16 protein-coding genes are annotated in these 16247 nt (G+C 59.4%); 7 read left to right on the forward strand and 9 right to left on the reverse strand.

Annotation, left to right across the window (positions count from 1 at the left end; genetic code table 11):
* The first annotated feature begins 145 nt into the window (after positions 1-145).
* The 5 genes from J2Y56_RS22015 to J2Y56_RS22035 all read left to right on the forward strand — a co-directional run bounded on the left by J2Y56_RS22015 (position 146) and on the right by J2Y56_RS22035 (position 4458).
* Positions 146-1303, forward strand: coding sequence for a D-alanyl-D-alanine carboxypeptidase family protein (locus tag J2Y56_RS22015; protein WP_007946666.1), 1158 nt, complete (start codon positions 146-148; stop codon positions 1301-1303).
* An 87-nt stretch (positions 1304-1390) separates the two neighbouring features.
* A complete protein-coding gene (locus J2Y56_RS22020) occupies positions 1391-1666 on the forward strand; it encodes a DUF493 domain-containing protein (RefSeq protein ID WP_007946665.1) in 276 nt (91 codons plus the stop codon).
* Complete coding sequence (gene lipB / locus J2Y56_RS22025; RefSeq protein ID WP_007946664.1) at positions 1666-2313, forward strand: lipoyl(octanoyl) transferase LipB; 648 nt, start codon at positions 1666-1668, stop codon at positions 2311-2313. The genes J2Y56_RS22020 and lipB overlap by 1 nt, the downstream gene beginning before the upstream one ends.
* Before the next feature lies 1 nt (position 2314).
* Positions 2315-3337 (forward strand): lipoyl synthase, encoded by a 1023-nt coding sequence (gene lipA / locus J2Y56_RS22030; RefSeq protein ID WP_007946663.1) that lies wholly within the window; start codon positions 2315-2317, stop codon positions 3335-3337.
* A gap of 170 nt (positions 3338-3507) precedes the next feature.
* On the forward strand, positions 3508-4458 hold the full coding sequence (locus tag J2Y56_RS22035) for an LD-carboxypeptidase (RefSeq protein WP_007946662.1): 951 nt from the start codon (positions 3508-3510) through the stop codon (positions 4456-4458).
* Positions 4459-4577: 119 nt separating this feature from the next.
* Here the strand turns inward: J2Y56_RS22035 and J2Y56_RS22040 are convergent, their stop codons facing one another.
* The 5 genes from J2Y56_RS22040 to leuS all read right to left on the reverse strand — a co-directional run bounded on the left by J2Y56_RS22040 (position 4578) and on the right by leuS (position 10751).
* Positions 4578-5900, reverse strand: a complete 1323-nt coding sequence (locus tag J2Y56_RS22040) for a lytic murein transglycosylase (RefSeq protein WP_310352710.1) — start codon at positions 5898-5900, stop codon at positions 4578-4580.
* Between the two features lie 61 nt (positions 5901-5961).
* On the reverse strand, positions 5962-6126 hold the full coding sequence (arfA, locus tag J2Y56_RS22045; protein WP_007946659.1) for an alternative ribosome rescue factor ArfA: 165 nt from the start codon (positions 6124-6126) through the stop codon (positions 5962-5964).
* A gap of 247 nt (positions 6127-6373) precedes the next feature.
* Positions 6374-7411, reverse strand: a complete 1038-nt coding sequence (gene holA / locus J2Y56_RS22050) for a DNA polymerase III subunit delta (protein ID WP_310352712.1) — start codon at positions 7409-7411, stop codon at positions 6374-6376.
* A gap of 39 nt (positions 7412-7450) precedes the next feature.
* Positions 7451-8056, reverse strand: a complete 606-nt coding sequence (gene lptE, locus J2Y56_RS22055) for an LPS assembly lipoprotein LptE (RefSeq protein WP_007946657.1) — start codon at positions 8054-8056, stop codon at positions 7451-7453.
* Positions 8057-8144: 88 nt separating this feature from the next.
* A complete protein-coding gene (leuS, locus tag J2Y56_RS22060; RefSeq protein WP_007946656.1) occupies positions 8145-10751 on the reverse strand; it encodes a leucine--tRNA ligase in 2607 nt (868 codons plus the stop codon).
* Between the two features lie 279 nt (positions 10752-11030).
* Here leuS and J2Y56_RS22065 point away from each other — a divergent pair, with 279 nt between their 5' ends.
* Both J2Y56_RS22065 and J2Y56_RS22070 read left to right on the forward strand, forming a co-directional pair.
* Positions 11031-11351: a hypothetical protein gene (locus J2Y56_RS22065; RefSeq protein ID WP_007946655.1), complete on the forward strand. Its 321-nt coding sequence runs from the start codon at positions 11031-11033 to the stop codon at positions 11349-11351.
* A 113-nt stretch (positions 11352-11464) separates the two neighbouring features.
* Positions 11465-12226 carry a YdcF family protein gene (locus J2Y56_RS22070; protein ID WP_007946653.1) on the forward strand — a complete coding sequence of 254 codons (762 nt, stop codon included), beginning with the start codon at positions 11465-11467 and terminating at the stop codon, positions 12224-12226.
* A 121-nt stretch (positions 12227-12347) separates the two neighbouring features.
* On the opposite strand, the gene lnt is transcribed toward J2Y56_RS22070, so the two are convergent.
* The 4 genes from lnt to J2Y56_RS22090 are packed head-to-tail and all read right to left on the reverse strand — an operon-like array spanning position 12348 to position 16222.
* On the reverse strand, positions 12348-13871 hold the full coding sequence (lnt, locus tag J2Y56_RS22075; protein ID WP_310352717.1) for an apolipoprotein N-acyltransferase: 1524 nt from the start codon (positions 13869-13871) through the stop codon (positions 12348-12350).
* A 14-nt stretch (positions 13872-13885) separates the two neighbouring features.
* Positions 13886-14725 carry an HlyC/CorC family transporter gene (locus J2Y56_RS22080; RefSeq protein ID WP_007946651.1) on the reverse strand — a complete coding sequence of 280 codons (840 nt, stop codon included), beginning with the start codon at positions 14723-14725 and terminating at the stop codon, positions 13886-13888.
* A gap of 5 nt (positions 14726-14730) precedes the next feature.
* Entirely contained in the window at positions 14731-15225 is a 495-nt protein-coding gene (gene ybeY / locus J2Y56_RS22085) for an rRNA maturation RNase YbeY (RefSeq protein ID WP_310352720.1), read from the reverse strand.
* A complete protein-coding gene (locus tag J2Y56_RS22090) occupies positions 15218-16222 on the reverse strand; it encodes a PhoH family protein (protein ID WP_033049346.1) in 1005 nt (334 codons plus the stop codon). Before J2Y56_RS22090 ends, ybeY begins: the two co-directional genes overlap by 8 nt.
* Between the last annotated feature and the right edge of the window lie 25 nt (positions 16223-16247).

Here is a 16247-nt window from a genome sequence, read left to right on the forward strand (position 1 = left end):
AGCGGAGTGTAGGGGACCTACATGAGCATTCCGAGGCTGTTTTTAACGCCGCATGATCGTCGCGCAGGCAGTTTTGGACAAAGCCTGGAAGCTGTCTGATTAGTTTTGCCCCTGGGCAGTTTCCATTAGCGATTTCGAGAGACGGATGAACATCACCACCTTTGCCAAACGCCTGTTCCTGTTAGTCCCGCTGCTCCTTTCGCCAGCCGCGTTCGCGGTCGAGGTGATGCCAGCCCCACCACAACTGGCTGCCAAAGCCTATGTGCTCATGGATGCCAGCAGCGGCAACGTGCTGGTTGAAAACAATGGTGACCAGCGTCTGCCGCCGGCCAGCCTGACAAAGCTGATGACCGCCTACCTCGCGACCCTGGAAATCCGTCGTGGCCAGATCGGCGAAAACGACCCGGTGACCGTCAGCGAAAACGCCTGGCGTACCGGCGGTTCGCGGATGTTCATCAAGGTGGGCACGCAGGTGACTGTCAGCGACCTGCTGCACGGCATCATCATTCAGTCGGGTAACGACGCCAGTGTTGCGCTCGCCGAGCACATCGCCGGCAGCGAAGACGCCTTCGCTGACATGATGAACAAAACCGTGGCCGACCTTGGCATGACCAACAGCCACTTCATGAACCCGACCGGTCTGCCGAACCCGGAGCACTACTCGTCGGCTCATGACATGGCGGTGCTGGCTCGCGCGATCATCCACGAAGACCCGGCCCACTACGCGATCTACTCGCAGAAAGAGTTCTTCTGGAACGGCATCAAGCAACCTAACCGCAACCTGTTGCTGTGGCGCGACAAGACCGTCGACGGTCTGAAAACCGGCCACACCGACGAAGCCGGCTACTGCATGGTGTCTTCGGCTGTACGTGATGGCATGCGCCTGATCGCCGTGGTGTTCGGCACCAGCAGCGAAGTGGCTCGCGCCGCCGAAACCCAGAAGCTGCTGACTTACGGTTTCCGCTTCTTCGAAACCCAGACCTTCTATCAGAAGGGCGCCGAGCTGGCTCAGGCCCCTGTCTGGAAAGGCGCGACCAATCAAGTCAAGGCCGGCCTGGCTCAAGACCTGACCATGACCCTGCCTAAAGGCCAGCTGAAAAAGCTCGCTGCGAGCATGACCATGAACCCGCAACTGATTGCGCCAATCGCCAAGGGCGACGTGATCGGTAAAGTCGAAGTGAAACTGGAAGACAAGGTAGTGCACAGCGCCGACCTGATCGCCCTGGACGCTGTCGAGGAGGGTGGTATCTTCCGCCGCATGTGGGATAGCATCCGTCTATTCTTCTACGGCATCTTCAACTGAATTCAGTGTGCACCTGCATGACTTCGCGCTGATCCTGCGCGGCGTCATGCCCGTCGCCACGGCTTACGCTTACGAGGCCGTTACGCCATGACCGATACCGAAGTAAAGGCGCCAAAAATCGAATTCCCGGTGACTGATTATCCCGTCAAGGTGATCAGCGATACCGGTGTGGGCAACAAAGACAAGATCATCGACATCGTCAAGAAACACGCGTCGATCAACGATGAGCGTGTCGACGAGCGTCAAAGCACCAACGGCAAATACACCACCATCCAGTTGCACATCGTCGCCACTGGCCAGGAACAGCTGTACGACATCAACAGCGAACTTCGGGCTACCGGCTTCGTGCACATGGTGTTGTGATGTCTGGCACGCTGGGCTTTCGTGAGCTCGGCCAGATGGCTTACGAGCCGGTCTGGCATGCCATGCAACGCTTCACCAACGAACGCGGCACCGATGCCGCCGACGAGATCTGGCTGGTCGAGCACCCGCCGGTGTTCACCCAAGGTCAAGCCGGCAAGGCCGAGCACCTGTTGCTGCCGGGGGATATTCCGGTGGTACAGGTCGACCGTGGTGGTCAGGTGACCTATCACGGGCCTGGCCAATTGGTAGCCTATTTGCTGCTGGACGTACGCAAACTTGGGTTTGGTGTGCGTGACCTGGTCACTCGCATGGAACTGTGCCTGATTGAACTGCTGGCGAGTTACGGCGTTGTTGCCGCCGCCAAGCCAGATGCGCCGGGTGTGTACGTCAACGGGGCGAAAATCGCGTCCCTGGGTCTGCGGATCCGCCACGGTTGTTCCTTTCATGGCCTGGCCCTGAACGTGGACATGAACCTGGAACCGTTTCGACGGATTAATCCCTGTGGGTACGCCGGGCTGGCGATGACCCAGCTAAGCGATCACGCAGGATCGATTGAATTTGCCGAGGTAAGTGCCCGGCTGCGCGCGCAGCTCGTCAAACACCTCGACTATGCTGAGCAGACGACCCTAACGGGCGGAATCGACTGATATGACTACTGATGCAGTGCAAACCATGATCCCGACGCTTGATGTTACCGAGCGTCCGGCCCCGCGTGCCAAGGTTGAAGCCGGCGTCAAGCTGCGCGGCGCCGAGAAGGTTGCACGTATCCCGGTGAAGATCATTCCGACTACCGAACTGCCGAAGAAACCCGACTGGATTCGCGTGCGCATCCCGGTTTCCCCGGAAGTCGACCGCATCAAGGCCCTGCTGCGCAAACACAAGCTGCACAGCGTGTGCGAAGAAGCCTCCTGCCCGAACCTGGGCGAGTGCTTCTCCGGCGGCACCGCGACGTTCATGATCATGGGCGACATCTGCACCCGTCGCTGCCCGTTCTGCGACGTTGGCCACGGCCGTCCGAAACCACTGGACGTCAACGAGCCGGAAAGTCTGGCCATCGCCATTGCCGACCTGAAGCTCAAATATGTAGTGATCACCTCGGTAGACCGCGACGACCTGCGTGATGGCGGTGCCCAGCACTTTGCCGACTGCATCCGCGAGATCCGCAAGCTGTCGCCGAACGTTCAACTCGAAACCCTGGTTCCGGACTACCGTGGCCGGATGGACGTGGCGCTGGAAATCACCGCCGCCGAGCCACCGGATGTGTTCAACCACAACCTGGAAACTGTGCCGCGTCTGTACAAGGCTGCGCGTCCGGGTTCGGATTACCAGTGGTCGCTGACCCTGCTGCAACGCTTCAAGCAAATGATGCCGCACATTCCGACCAAGTCCGGCCTGATGCTGGGTCTGGGCGAGACTGACGAAGAAGTGATCGAAGTCATGAAGCGCATGCGCGAACACGACATCGACATGCTGACCCTGGGCCAGTACCTGCAACCGTCCCGCAGCCACTTGCCGGTGCAGCGTTTTGTGCACCCGGACACCTTCGCCTGGTTCGCCGAGGAAGGTTACAAAATGGGCTTCAAGAACGTCGCGTCGGGCCCGCTGGTACGCTCCTCGTACCACGCCGACGAACAAGCGAAGCTGGTTAAAGCCGAGCTGATGTCGTCCTGATCGATTGTGAAACATAAAACGCCCGCAAGGTCTCTAGGCCTTGCGGGCGTTTTTTTGCCTTGCCTACGGCAACTGGCGTTTTTCTGACAACCTGCGGGCACGGACCCTCTTCTGTTTGTCCCCGTTCCTGACTACTGTGTGCAGAAGTTTTCGCGCAGGGAGATTCATGGATGACCGTTCGACCGACCCATACGTTGTATCCGCACAAGCCTGTTCCGGCCTTGCCTTCGCAAGGCGTGATCGGCGTGATTGCGCCTGCCGGTCCCGCCGGGCTGGACACCGACAAGGCCGTCGCCTGGATGCGCGCTCGTGGCTATGCGTTGCGGGTTTTTCCCGGGGTGTATGAAAAGGATGGCTATCTGGCGGGCAGTGACGAGGTGCGGCTCAATGATCTGCACGCAGCGTTCGCTGATACAGAGGTCGATGCGATTATCTGCCTGCGCGGCGGTTACGGCACACCCCGTTTGCTCGATCGCATTGATTTCGAGCTGCTGCAAAACAACGCCAAACCGTTCATCGGCTATAGCGACATCACAGCGCTGCACTTGGCGATCAGCCGTTATGCCGGTTTTGTGACCTTTCATGGCCCGCTGCTCAATGCCGATTTGCTGGGCGACAAGCAGAAGCCTACCGAGTCATCGTTTTTCAACATGCTCAGGGGGCAGGTGAAGGCTGGCAGCGTACTTGCGCACCCGGCGGCCTGGCCCTTGACCACGATCGAGCCTGGCATCGCTCACGGACGCTTACTGGGCGGCAACTTGTCGATGATTGCCGCAACGATGGGCACGCCTTACGAGCTGGAGGCCGAGGGTGTGATCCTGTTGATTGAAGACATCAACGAGCCGCTGTATCGGATTGACCGGCTACTGACCCATCTGCGGCTGGCTGGCACGCTGGGCAAGCTTCGTGGGGTTTTGGTGGGGGATGTGGCGGGAGTTGATGTGGCAGGGCTGGAGCAATTGCTGAAACAGACCTTCGAGCCTTTGCGGATTCCGGTGCTGGCCGGTTGGCGCAGCGGGCATTGTGATCCGAACCTGACGCTGCCGATGGGCGCGTTGGTCAAGCTGGATGCGGGGAAGAAGGAGTTGGTGTTGGAGCAGGATGTGGTGGTCAGGCGCTAGAGTTCCGACGCCTGATAGTCAGTCATCGCGGGCAAGCCCGCTCCCACAAAGTTTGAGGTGTACACAAATGTTGTGATCGCCTTTGAACCCTGTGGGAGCGGGCTTGCCCGCGATGCTTTTTAGCGGCTACGCAATCCTTCCAGCAACTTGCGCGTCGGATACCCATCCGCAGGCCAGCCAAACGACTGCTGTGCACTGCGAATCGCCTTGCGCGTGTTGGCGCCAATAATCCCATCCGGGACGCCCGCGTCGTAATTCTGGGCGCTCAGCAGACTTTGCAATTCCATGCGCTCGGTGCGACTCAGTGGCAACTCATCTTTGGGCCAGCTGCCGCTGATCAGACCTGCACCGTCGAAGCGTTGTGACAACAAACCCACGGCCAACGCATAGGACGACGAGTTGTTGTACTTGAGAATCGCGCGGAAGTTGTCGAGGACCAGGAACGCAGGGCCACGATAACCGGCTGGCAGCAACAAGGCCGCGGAGAGGTGTTCCGAGCCAGGCGGAACCCGAGCCCCAGCGGGCAGTGAAACGCCCAGTTGCTGCCACTCGGCGACGCTTTTACGAATCGTGCCATCGGCCAGAACGTAGTTGAAACTGCTTGGCAGTCGTACTTCAAAGCCCCACGGCTGGCCTTTCTGCCAGCCGGAGCTTTGCAAATAGTGCGCAGTCGATGCCAATGCGTCGGCGGGGCTGTTCCAGATGTCGCGGCGACCATCACCGTCGAAGTCCACGGCGTGGGTGTTGTATGTGGTCGGGATGAACTGGGTCTGGCCCATGGCGCCGGCCCAGGAACCGAGCATTTTCTCGGGTGATATGTCGCCCTGTTGCAGGATTTGCAGGGCCGCGATCAGTTGGTCGTGCGCAAAGCCCGGGCGCCGGCCTTCGTACGCCAGGGTCGCCAGGGAGTTGATGACCGATTTGCTGCCCTGGAATTGGCCGAAGTTACTCTCCATGCCCCAGACCGACACAAGTACCTGGCGGTCGACGCCATAACGCTGTTCGATGCGTTGCAGGATGTCAGTGTATTCGTCGATCTGCGACTGGCCTTTACGTACTCGCAACGGCGAAAGGGCGCCATCGAGGTATTCCCACACCGGACGGGCAAATTCCGGCTGGCTGCGATCGGCACGGATCACGCTGGGGTCGAAGCTGACATTGGCAAAGGCGCGGTCGAACAGATCAGCGCGGATACCGGCGGCCAGTGCGTCTTTGCGGAAACCCGCTTGCCATTCGGCGAACGACTGGGTGGGCTGGACGTCGAGGTTTTCACCCGTCGGCACCACGGGCGGAATAACCGCAGGGGCTGTCGCGACAGGAAGGGTTTTGAGCGGCTGGGCGTCGGCGGCGGTCGGTTTTTCCGCGCAAGCGACAAGCAAAATGAGGCTGGAGGCAGCGATCAATTGGCGAACGGGCCAACGACGGGAAAGACAAAGGGGCATGCACAGGTCCAGGGCAATCAATTCAGATGCAGACCTTAACATGTAGAAGGGGTGTTCTGCTTTAAGCAGCCAGAAAGTAAGAAGCCTCCCAGCTATTAGACTGGAAGGCTTCGCGGCGGTAGCTGCCTTTGCCCTTGCCGGCTCGTTCCTGACGGCTGCGGAACAGTGGCTGGGCGATGATGGATTTGGCCTTGTTGGGGCCATGCGTTGATGGCTTTTTGCTCATGATGATTGCTCGCAAGTGAGTGGGTTTTGCGGGGCAAATCATCGGCCGAAGTTGAGGATCTGTCTAGTCCCCACATTGTGTAGGACCTTTCTCTGATCACAGTCCTGTAGCAGCTGGCGAAGCCTGCGTCCGACTGCGAAGCAGTCGTAAAACCTGAACCCACAATCATCCTGATGTAACTCATTTCCTGACTTGACGACTGCTTCGCAGTCGGACGCAGGCTTCGCCAGCTGCTACAGGGGGGTGTTTACTCGGAAGGCAAAGTCAGACGCTGACCAGCCATCAACAGCGACAATCGACTGAGGCTCATCCACGGCGAACCGGCTGCCTGCCCTTTGATCTGCGCGTCGATCCGTTGTGCCTCCAGCAGCAACTGTGCCCAGCGTTGCGCCGAGTAGCGTTGCAGCGCCTTGCTCATCAGCGGTTTGCGTTTGTCCCAGACGGGCGGTCGGGCGGAACTGAATGCTTTATCCAGCGGTACGCCCTGAATGTATTGCAGTGACAGGTTAGCCAGCAGACGCAGTTCACGGGCCAGCGCCCAGAGAATCACCGGTGGTTCGACACCTTCACCGCGCAGCCCTTCCAGCATGCGCAGCGCGTGGGCCGCTTCGCCATTGAGGATGGCGTCGGTCAGGCCGAACACGTCGAAACGTGCACTGTCGGCCACGGCGGCCTGTACGGTTTCGACGGTGATCTGCCCACCTTCGGCCATCAATTTGAGCTTTTCGATTTCTTGTGCGGCGGCGAGCAAATTGCCTTCGACGCGGGCTGCAATCAGTTCAACCGCGTCCTGGCTGGCGGACAATCCGGCTTGAGACAGTCGCTGGCGAATCCAGCTGGGCAGCTGGTTTGCATCCACCGGCCAGATCTGCACGAACTGAGTCTGCTGACCTTCGACCAGCGCCTTGCCCCACTTGGTTTTTTGCGCGCTGCCGTCTAGCTTGGGCAGGCTGATCAGCAATATCGTGTCTTCGGCCGGGCGCGAGCAGTATTCGATAAACGCGGCGGCGCCTTTGTCGCCGGGTTTGCCAGACGGCAGGCGCAGTTCCAGCAGACGTTTTTCGGCAAACAACGACATGCTTGCCCCCGCCTGCAACAACGTGCCCCAGTCGAAACTGGCATCGGCGGCGAAGACCTGACGTTCGTCGAAGCCCTGTTGGCGCGCAGCCGCACGGATGGCATCGGCCGCTTCCTGGCACAGCAGCGGGTCATCGCCACTGATGATATAGACGGGCGCGAGCGCACCTTGCAGGTGTTTACCGAGTTGGGCGGGGGCAAGTTTCATAAGAGAGGGCCAACGGGGCGCCGGAGCGCCCCGAAAGTCTTACTGCTGCGGGATCTGGATGGGTGACTGGCGCGGAGTATTCGCTTCAGCCTTCTGTGCGGCTTCCAGCGCCTGGGCTTCGGCCTTGGCCTTGGCTTCGGCGGTCTGCTGCAATTGGTCCAGTTGCGTTGGGGTAATCTGTTGCAGGCGCAGGATCATGCGTTGAATCAGCTCGCGGCGACTTTCGTTGCGGGCGTCGCTGGCTTTCTGGTCCGAACCCAACAGGTTGTTGCCGTCGTGAACGTAGATCTTGCGCACTTCGATCTTGTCGCTCATCAGCGGCAGGTTCTGTGCCCCACGAATGTCGTAGCTCAATACGGTGACCGCTTCATATTCACCGGTACCACCGCCGCCTGTGTAGCTGAGGATGCGCTGGCTTTCTTGCTCATTGGTCAGCACCAGTTTGTAAGGTGCGCCGACGAAAACCTTCACGCCGCTGTTTTCCAGCGCCTTACGCAGTTGCACTACGGTTTCGCCGTAGGCATTGCGGGCGCTCAGGTCGAGTTCCTTGATCGCCAGTTCGGTGGTGCCGGTACCGCGCAGCTGGAAACCGCAGGCGCTCAACAGGACCGCCAGGCCCATCACCAGCAGATTGCGTTTGATCATTTTGTTGCTCCCCTTGAAACCATGGGCCGATGTTGCGGCCCGAAAGGTTTTATTCGGCACCGGGCATGGCCCCCGGCGCCTGATCCAATTAGCTGGCGACGATATTGACCAGTTTCCCGGGCACGACGATCACTTTGCGAATCGTCAGGCCGTCGACAAAGCGCAGTACGTTTTCGTTGACGCGGGCAGCGGCTTCGACTTCTTCACGTGTCGCGCTGGCCGGCATTTCGATCTGGCCGCGCAGTTTGCCGTTGACCTGGATCACCAGTGTCAGGCTGTCCTGCACCAGCGCGCTGTCGTCCAGCACCGGCCAGCCGGCGTCGATCACCGGGTCGGCGTGACCCAGTTGATGCCACAACTCGTGGCAGATGTGCGGGGTGATCGGAGCCAGCAGCAGCGTCACGGCTTCCAGACCTTCCTGAACCAGCGCGCGATCCTGTTCGGTGCCTTGCGCGGCTTTTTCCAGAACGTTCATCAGCGTCATCACCTGAGCGATGGCGGTGTTGAATTTGTGGTTCTGGCCGACGTCGTGGCTGGCCTGTTTGATGGCCAGGTGGATCGAGCGACGAATGGCTTTCTGCTCGTCGTTCAGGCCGGCGACGTCCAGCTTGCCCGGCAGGCCCTGGGTAACGTGGGCTTGAGCCAGACGCCAGACGCGCTTGAGGAAGCGGTGCGAACCTTCTACGCCGGAGTCGGACCATTCCGCGCTCATGTCGGGTGGCGAGGCAAACATCATGAACAGTCGGCAAGTGTCTGCGCCGAACTGGTCAATCATCGACTGTGGGTCGACGCCGTTGTTCTTGGACTTGGCCATCTTCTCGGTGCCACCGATTTCCACCGGCAGGCCGTCTGCGATCAGCTTGGCGCTGATAACCTTGGCCTTGCTGTCACGCTCAAGCTCCACGTCCGCCGGGTTGAACCAGGTATAGGCGCCATTGGCTTCGCGACGATAGTAAGTCTCGGCGATCACCATGCCTTGGGTCAGCAGGTTCTTGAACGGCTCGTTGGAGCTCACCAGGCCTTCGTCGCGCATCAGCTTGTGGAAGAAGCGCGCGTAGAGCAGGTGAAGAATTGCGTGTTCGATACCGCCAATGTACTGATCCACCGGCAACCAATGGTCCGCAGCGGATTTTTCCACCAGACCACCTTCATAGTGTGGCGAGGCGTAACGGGCGTAGTACCACGAGGACTCGACGAAGGTGTCCATGGTGTCGGTTTCACGCTTGGCAGGCTGACCGCATTTCGGGCAGCTGCACTCGTAGAACTCGGGCATGCGCGCCAGTGGCGAACCGGCACCATCGGGTACGACGTCTTCTGGCAGCACAACAGGCAGTTGGTCTTCTGGCACCGGCACATCACCGCAGGCATCGCAGTGGATGATCGGGATCGGGCAGCCCCAATAGCGCTGGCGGCTGATACCCCAGTCGCGCAGGCGGAACTGGGTGCGCGAGGCGCCCAGGTTTTTCTTGATCAGCGCGACTTCGATCGCATCGAAAGCGCCTGCGAAATCGAGACCGTCGAACTCGCCGGAATTGATCAGCGTACCGTGTTCGCCATAGGCGTCCTGCCAAGGTGCCGGGTTGGTGTCACCCGAACTGGTGCGCACCACGGACTTGATCGGCAGGTTGTACTTGGTGGCGAATTCGAAATCACGCTCGTCGTGAGCCGGGACAGCCATGACCGCGCCATCGCCGTAGTGCATCAGCACATAGTTGGCGACCCACACCGGCAGTTTTTCGCCGGTCAGCGGGTGCTCGACAAACAACGAGGTCGGCAGGCCTTTTTTCTCTTGAGTGGCGACGTCGGCTTCAGCGACGCTGCCGCCCTTGCATTCAGCGATGAACGCTTGCAGCTCAGGATTGTTCTGCGCGGCCAGGGTGGCCAGGTGGTGTTCGGCGGCCACGGCAACGTAGGTGGCGCCCATCAGGGTGTCCGGACGGGTGGTGAACACTTTGAGCGCGCCGGTTTCGCCGATGGAATCGACGTTGTACGGGAACTGCACTTCCATGCCACGGGACTTGCCGATCCAGTTGCGCTGCATGGTCTTGACCTGTTCAGGCCAGCCAGTCAGCTCGTCGAGGCTCTCCAGCAGCTCATCCGCGTAAGCGGTGATCTTGAAGTAGTACATCGGGATTTCGCGCTTCTCGATCAGCGCGCCGGAACGCCAGCCGCGACCGTCGATCACTTGTTCGTTGGCCAGAACGGTCTGGTCGACCGGGTCCCAGTTCACGGTGCCGCTTTTTTTGTAGATCACGCCTTTTTCGAACAGGCGGGTGAACAGCCATTGTTCCCAGCGGTAGTAATCCGGCTTGCAGGTGGTCACTTCACGCGACCAGTCCACCGCCAGGCCCAGGCTGCGCAGCTGGGATTTCATGTAGGCGATATTTTCGTAGGTCCACTTGGCGGGTGCTACGTTGTTCTTCATCGCGGCGTTTTCCGCCGGCATGCCGAAGGCGTCCCAACCCATGGGTTGCAGAACGTTCTTGCCTTGCATGCGCTGATAGCGGGAGATCACGTCGCCAATGGTGTAGTTACGCACGTGCCCCATGTGTAGCTTGCCGCTGGGGTAAGGGAACATCGACAGGCAATAGAATGTCTCCTTGCCTGGCTGTTCACTGACTTCAAAGGACTTTTGCTCATCCCAGAATGACTGGGCGGCGGCTTCGATTTCACGGGGCTGATATTGTTCGTGCATGGCTACTTTTGAACTGAATAGGGGTGGCCTAATCCTCTTCAATGCAACGCTGGACGGTGATCACGCCAAATCGGCGTTTCGGTGCCCATACGAGCTGGAAGTGGAGTTACAGGAAGCGCCGTAGCATACATGACCGCACTCTACCGAGGGAAACCCTGATTACTGTCGCGCGTCTTGTAAAAATGGCTGCGAGGGCCGTTGGTCGCAGCGCTCAGCCGGTTTGTTCATGGAAGCTAAGCTCTAAAAGGGGAGCGAGTCATATCTTCAATGAGGTGAGGGATGGTTGAGTCACAGCACAAAGCCACAAAACCGGAGCTGTACGAAAGACTGATTGATCGTCTGGGAATGGCTCTGGATGCTGCAAAAACTGCTGGTCGGCTACGCGATGAGCGTCCCCTTGAGCTGGAACTGCGTGGCCTCAGTCCCGCAGAGTTTGAATTGGTCAAAGCCTATCTGGATCGCAGTGAACGTGAAACACGTGGATGCTTGTCAGCAGCAGTGCAGCAACTCGACGCACCACGTTCGGCCAAAATCATCTGGCTCAAGGATAAAGTGCCTGGCAGGGAAGCGGTAAAGGTCCGGTCTCTGCAATTCAAGTAGGGGCGTTAGAACTATTGGCCCTTCATTTGACACATTCCATAGCGTAGTCCTTCCGTATTTGTTGTCGCTTTGCGTCAACCCACTTAGGCTTCGGGCATCTCTGGAGATGCTCGATGCCTTTTAGATATTTTGTGAAACAACTTCTGTTGCCTCCCGGCCTTCTCTTGCTGTTGTTGGTGCTTGCGTGGTGGTTGCGCCGCTCAAGGCCAAGACTTGCGGGTGTGTGCTTTGTTTTGGGTTGCGGGGGCTTCTGGCTGATGAGTTTGCCCGTGGTGGTGCAGTGGAGTGCTAAAGCGCTTGAGCGCGAACCGCCGCTGGCACGCGACGAGTGGGCGACGCTGGGGCAGCGCGCGGACGCTATCGTGGTGCTGGGTTCCGGGCGTGAACGCGGCGACCCGGCCTGGGGCGCCGACCAGCCGACTGGCGTGGGGCTGGAGCGCGAGCGTTATGCAGCGCGTCTGGCCAAGGCTTCCGGTTTGCCAGTTCTGACCAGCGGAGGCTTGCATTACGGTAAGCCACCCACCGAAGCGAAGTTGATGGCGGACTCGCTACTCGATGATTTTGGTGTGACGGTGCGCTGGCAGGAAGGGCGCAGCCGCACGACGTGGGAGAACGCGCAGTTCAGTGCCGAGGTGTTATTGCCTCAGGGCGTCAAGCGGGTGGTGGTCGTGACTCAGGCCTGGCATATGCCGCGGTCTGTCTGGAGTTTCCAGAAGGCAGGATTTGAAGTGGTGCCCGCGCCGGTAGGTTTTTTAGGCGTGGACAATGCCCGACCGCTGGGCGGCTGGATGCCGGAATTCAAGTCGTTATGGCAATCTGGGCAATTGCTGAATGAAGCGGTGGGGCAGATCGGGTATTCGCTTTTCTATCGGTGAAGATGATCGTTCCCACGCTCCGCGTGGGAATGCCGCCATGGACGCTCTGCGTCCGCTTCTGATGCTGTGACGCAGAGCGTCACGGGATGCATTCCCACGCAGAGCGTGGGAACGATCTTGCTTAAACGGTCTTGGCCATCCGGCTGGCAATCAACGCCCAGCCAAACAACAGCATGCAAACAATGATCAGCGGCCACGAACGCCATTGCAGGTACGGCGTCAGGTTGTGCATCGGCACCACTTCGCCGTACAGGACGCCGCGCTCAAACTGCGGGATCTGCGCGGTAATCTGGCCAAACGGGTTAATCAGCCCGGACACGCCATTGTTGGTCGCACGGATCATCCAGCGGCCCGCCTCAAGCGCGCGCATCTGCGCCATCTGCAAATGTTGCAGTGGGCCGATGGAGGTGCCGAACCAGGTGTCGTTGCTGATGGTCAGCAGCAAGTCGCTACGGGCCGCGAGGCTGGCGGCGAATTCCGGGTAGACCACTTCGTAGCAGATGAATGGAGCAATCTGATAACCCTTGGCTTGCAGCATCGGCTGGTCGGCTGGCCCGCGCGCGAAGTCGGACATGGGCAGGTCGAAGAACGCGATCAGCCCGCGCAGCACATCCTGCAACGGCACGTATTCACCAAACGGCACCAGTTTCTGCTTGAGGTAGGTGCCATCGCCTTCTCCGACAACAGTAATGCCGTTGAAGAAGCGTTTCTCGTGACGCACTTCCTGACGGATCGGTATGCCGGTAATCAGTGCCGAATTACGCTGGGCGGTGAAGTTACCCATCATGTTCAGGTAGCTCTCGGCGGACTCCTTGAGTACCGGTACGGCGGTTTCCGGCCAGATCAACAGGTCGGCGCGTTTGGAACGCAAGCTCATGTCACGGTACAGCGCCAATTGCGCATTGAGCTGCGCCGGGTCCCACTTCATGCTTTGTTCGATGTTGCCTTGAATTGCTGCGACGCTTAGCGGTGGACCCGCCGGGCTGGTCCAGGCGTGTTCTTTGAGTGCCATGCCGACCAACCATGGTCCGATCAACAGCACCGTACCTGCCGCGATAAACCCTTTACGCCCGGTGCGCACCAGACGCAGCGCGTTGTAGATCAGCGCGGCCGTCAGGGCCAGGGTGAAGGAAATCAGCCACATCCCGCCCACGGGCGCGAGTCCGGCCAATGGGCCATCAAGCTGGCTGTAACCGGAATACAACCATGGGAAACCGGTGAGGAACCAGCCGCGAAACGCTTCCTGAGCGACCCACAACGCCGCAAATGCCAAGGCATCCGCCAGCGGTGCTTCATTACGGCGCAACCAGCGCGCCCAAATCCAGGCCGGCAGGGCAAAGAACCAGGCAATTGCGGCCGTGAAGATCAGCATCAGGAAACCGGCCAGCAGCACCGAAGCACCGCCGAAATGGTGAATGCTGTAGTAGATCCAGCTCGTGCCGGCGCCAAACAGACCAAAACCGAAACACCAGCCACGGCCCAAGGCCTGACGAGGGTTCAGCTCGCGTAAACCGGCGTAAAAGAAACCGACCGCCAGCAACGCCAACGGCCAGATATCGAACGGCGCCAGGGCCAGGGTGGTGATTGCACCGGCCGCCACGGCCAGCAGGTTACCGGGCCAGCCGGGGCGGGTCATACGATGCATTTCAATCCTTAGAATTACCGGGCAATAGGCGTCAGGCGAAGCAAGTGAATTCGCCGGCTGTCGGCGTTCAGGATGCGGAAACGATAAGGGCCGATTTCAGTGATTTCGTTGCGTTTTGGCAAATGCCCGAACGCGCTCATCACCAGGCCGCCGACGGTATCAAACTCATCGTCGGAAAATTCGCTGTCGAAGAACTCGTTGAAGTTTTCGATCGGCGTCAACGCCTTGATCAGGAAGTCACCGCTGGGCAGCGGCTTGATGTAGCTGTCTTCTTCGACGTCGTGTTCGTCTTCGATATCGCCGACGATTTGCTCCAGCACGTCTTCAATGGTCACCAGCCCAGCCACACCGCCGTACTCGTCAATGACGATGGCCATGTGGTTGTGGTTGGCGCGAAACTCGCGCAGCAACACATTCAGGCGCTTGGACTCGGGCACGAAGGTGGCCGGGCGCAGCAGGTCCTTGATGTTGAAACGGTCGCCATTCTCCTTGAGGATCAACGGCAGCAAGTCCTTGGCCAGCAACACGCCCATCACGTCATCGTGGCTTTCGCCGATCACCGGGTAGCGGGAGTGGGCCGAATCAACGACGGCAGGCAGGAACTCGCGAGGGCTCTGGGTCGCCTTGATGCTGACCATTTGCGAGCGAGGGACCATGATGTCCCGTACTTGCAGGTCCGCAACCTGGATGGCGCCTTCGACGATGGCCAGCGCTTCGCTGTCCAACAGTTTGTTCTGGTGTGCGTCGCGCAGGAGCTCCAGCAGCTCCTGGCGGTTTTTCGGCTCGTGGGCAAAAGCCTGGGTGAGCTTACCCAGCCAGGACTTCTGCCCGTTGCTCGATCGATCTTCGCTCATAGCGATTACTCTGAATCCTTTGTTGTAACAATAGGGGGTGTTTCTGTTTCGTCGTCCGCGTACGGGTCCGGATAGCCCAATTCAGCAAGCAACGTTCGTTCCAGTGCTTCCATCTCTTCGGCTTCGTCGTCATCTATATGGTCGTAACCCAGTAGATGCAAGCAGCCGTGAATGACCAGATGTGCCCAATGGGCCTTCAGTGCCTTGCCTTGCTCAGCGGCTTCGCGCTCCACCACGGCCACGCAGATCACCAGATCGCCCAATAACGGGATATCCAGAAACTCATCGGGCACATCGGCGGGGAACGATAGAACGTTAGTGGCGTAATCTTTTTGCCGCCAGGTGTGATTCAGTTCGCGGCCTTCTTCTTCGTCGACCAGACGAATGGTCATCTCCGAATCGGCTGTGCGCTGGCGCAGGGCCAGTTCGCACCATTGGCGGAACTCGGCTTCGCTGGGGGCGGGCGCTTGTGTAGCCAGTTGAAGATCAAGCTCAAGCATCGCGGCGGTGGTCCTTGGGGGCTTCTTCGGCCACGCGGTTCTCGAAGCGCTCGTAAGCTTCGACGATGCGTTGCACCAGTGGATGGCGCACGACGTCCTTGGGCATGAAATGGGTGAAGCTGATACCCGGCACGTCTTTGAGCACCTCGATCACATGGTGCAGCCCGGATTTGGTGCCTTTCGGCAGGTCGACCTGGGTGATATCACCGGTGATGACCGCTGTGGAGCCAAAGCCGATACGGGTCAGGAACATCTTCATCTGCTCGACGGTGGTGTTCTGGCTTTCGTCGAGGATGATGAAGCTGTTGTTCAGCGTGCGACCGCGCATGTAAGCCAGTGGCGCAACTTCGATGACCTGGCGCTCGATCAGCTTGGCGACGTGTTCGAAGCCGAGCATTTCGTAGAGGGCGTCATAGAGCGGTCGCAGGTATGGGTCGATTTTCTGCGACAAGTCGCCGGGCAGGAAGCCGAGTTTCTCGCCTGCTTCAACCGCCGGGCGAACCAGCAGGATGCGGCGAATCTGCTCGCGCTCCAGCGCGTCTACCGCGCAGGCAACGGCCAGATAGGTCTTGCCAGTACCGGCAGGGCCGATGCCGAAGTTGATGTCGTTGCCGAGAATTTCCTTCACGTAACGCAGTTGATTCAAGCCGCGAGGGCGAATCATGCCTTTTTTGGTGCGCAGCGCTACGGAGGGTTCGGACGGCGATACGTTGTCCAGCTCTTCGACGGCCGATTCCTGCAGGAACAGGTGAACCATGTCCGGCGAAAGCTCGGTACCTTTGGTTTCCCGGTACAGGCGGCGCAGGAGGTTTTCTGCGGAGGTGGTGTGTTTGGGTTCGCCGATCAATTCGAACTGGTTTCCGCGGTTGCGGATCTCGATGGTCAGGCGCTGTTCGATCAAGCGCAAATGCTCGTCGAATTGCCCGCACAGATTGGCGAAGCGGCGAGCCTCAAAGGGCTCGAGGATGAAACGATGTGGTTCTATGGGTGCGTTCAAGGTCGTATTTAGCCGCCCTGGGGCA

Source organism: Pseudomonas sp. BE134 (assembly GCF_031456105.1).
GTDB lineage: Bacteria > Pseudomonadota > Gammaproteobacteria > Pseudomonadales > Pseudomonadaceae > Aquipseudomonas.

Excerpts from the sequence above, each read along its gene's own strand:
- J2Y56_RS22015 (WP_007946666.1), top strand. The coding sequence starts at position 146 with ATGAACATCACCACCTTTGCCAAACGCCTGTTCCTGTTAGTCCCGCTG.
- lnt (WP_310352717.1), bottom strand. The coding sequence starts at position 13,871 with ATGCATCGTATGACCCGCCCCGGCTGGCCCGGTAACCTGCTGGCCGTG.
- J2Y56_RS22065 (WP_007946655.1), top strand. The coding sequence starts at position 11,031 with ATGGTTGAGTCACAGCACAAAGCCACAAAACCGGAGCTGTACGAAAGA.
- J2Y56_RS22070 (WP_007946653.1), top strand. The coding sequence starts at position 11,465 with ATGCCTTTTAGATATTTTGTGAAACAACTTCTGTTGCCTCCCGGCCTT.
- leuS (WP_007946656.1), bottom strand. The coding sequence starts at position 10,751 with ATGCACGAACAATATCAGCCCCGTGAAATCGAAGCCGCCGCCCAGTCA.
- lipA (WP_007946663.1), top strand. The coding sequence starts at position 2,315 with ATGACTACTGATGCAGTGCAAACCATGATCCCGACGCTTGATGTTACC.
- lipB (WP_007946664.1), top strand. The coding sequence starts at position 1,666 with ATGTCTGGCACGCTGGGCTTTCGTGAGCTCGGCCAGATGGCTTACGAG.
- lptE (WP_007946657.1), bottom strand. The coding sequence starts at position 8,056 with ATGATCAAACGCAATCTGCTGGTGATGGGCCTGGCGGTCCTGTTGAGC.
- J2Y56_RS22040 (WP_310352710.1), bottom strand. The coding sequence starts at position 5,900 with ATGCCCCTTTGTCTTTCCCGTCGTTGGCCCGTTCGCCAATTGATCGCT.
- J2Y56_RS22080 (WP_007946651.1), bottom strand. The coding sequence starts at position 14,725 with ATGAGCGAAGATCGATCGAGCAACGGGCAGAAGTCCTGGCTGGGTAAG.
- arfA (WP_007946659.1), bottom strand. The coding sequence starts at position 6,126 with ATGAGCAAAAAGCCATCAACGCATGGCCCCAACAAGGCCAAATCCATC.
- holA (WP_310352712.1), bottom strand. The coding sequence starts at position 7,411 with ATGAAACTTGCCCCCGCCCAACTCGGTAAACACCTGCAAGGTGCGCTC.
- J2Y56_RS22020 (WP_007946665.1), top strand. The coding sequence starts at position 1,391 with ATGACCGATACCGAAGTAAAGGCGCCAAAAATCGAATTCCCGGTGACT.
- ybeY (WP_310352720.1), bottom strand. The coding sequence starts at position 15,225 with ATGCTTGAGCTTGATCTTCAACTGGCTACACAAGCGCCCGCCCCCAGC.
- J2Y56_RS22035 (WP_007946662.1), top strand. The coding sequence starts at position 3,508 with ATGACCGTTCGACCGACCCATACGTTGTATCCGCACAAGCCTGTTCCG.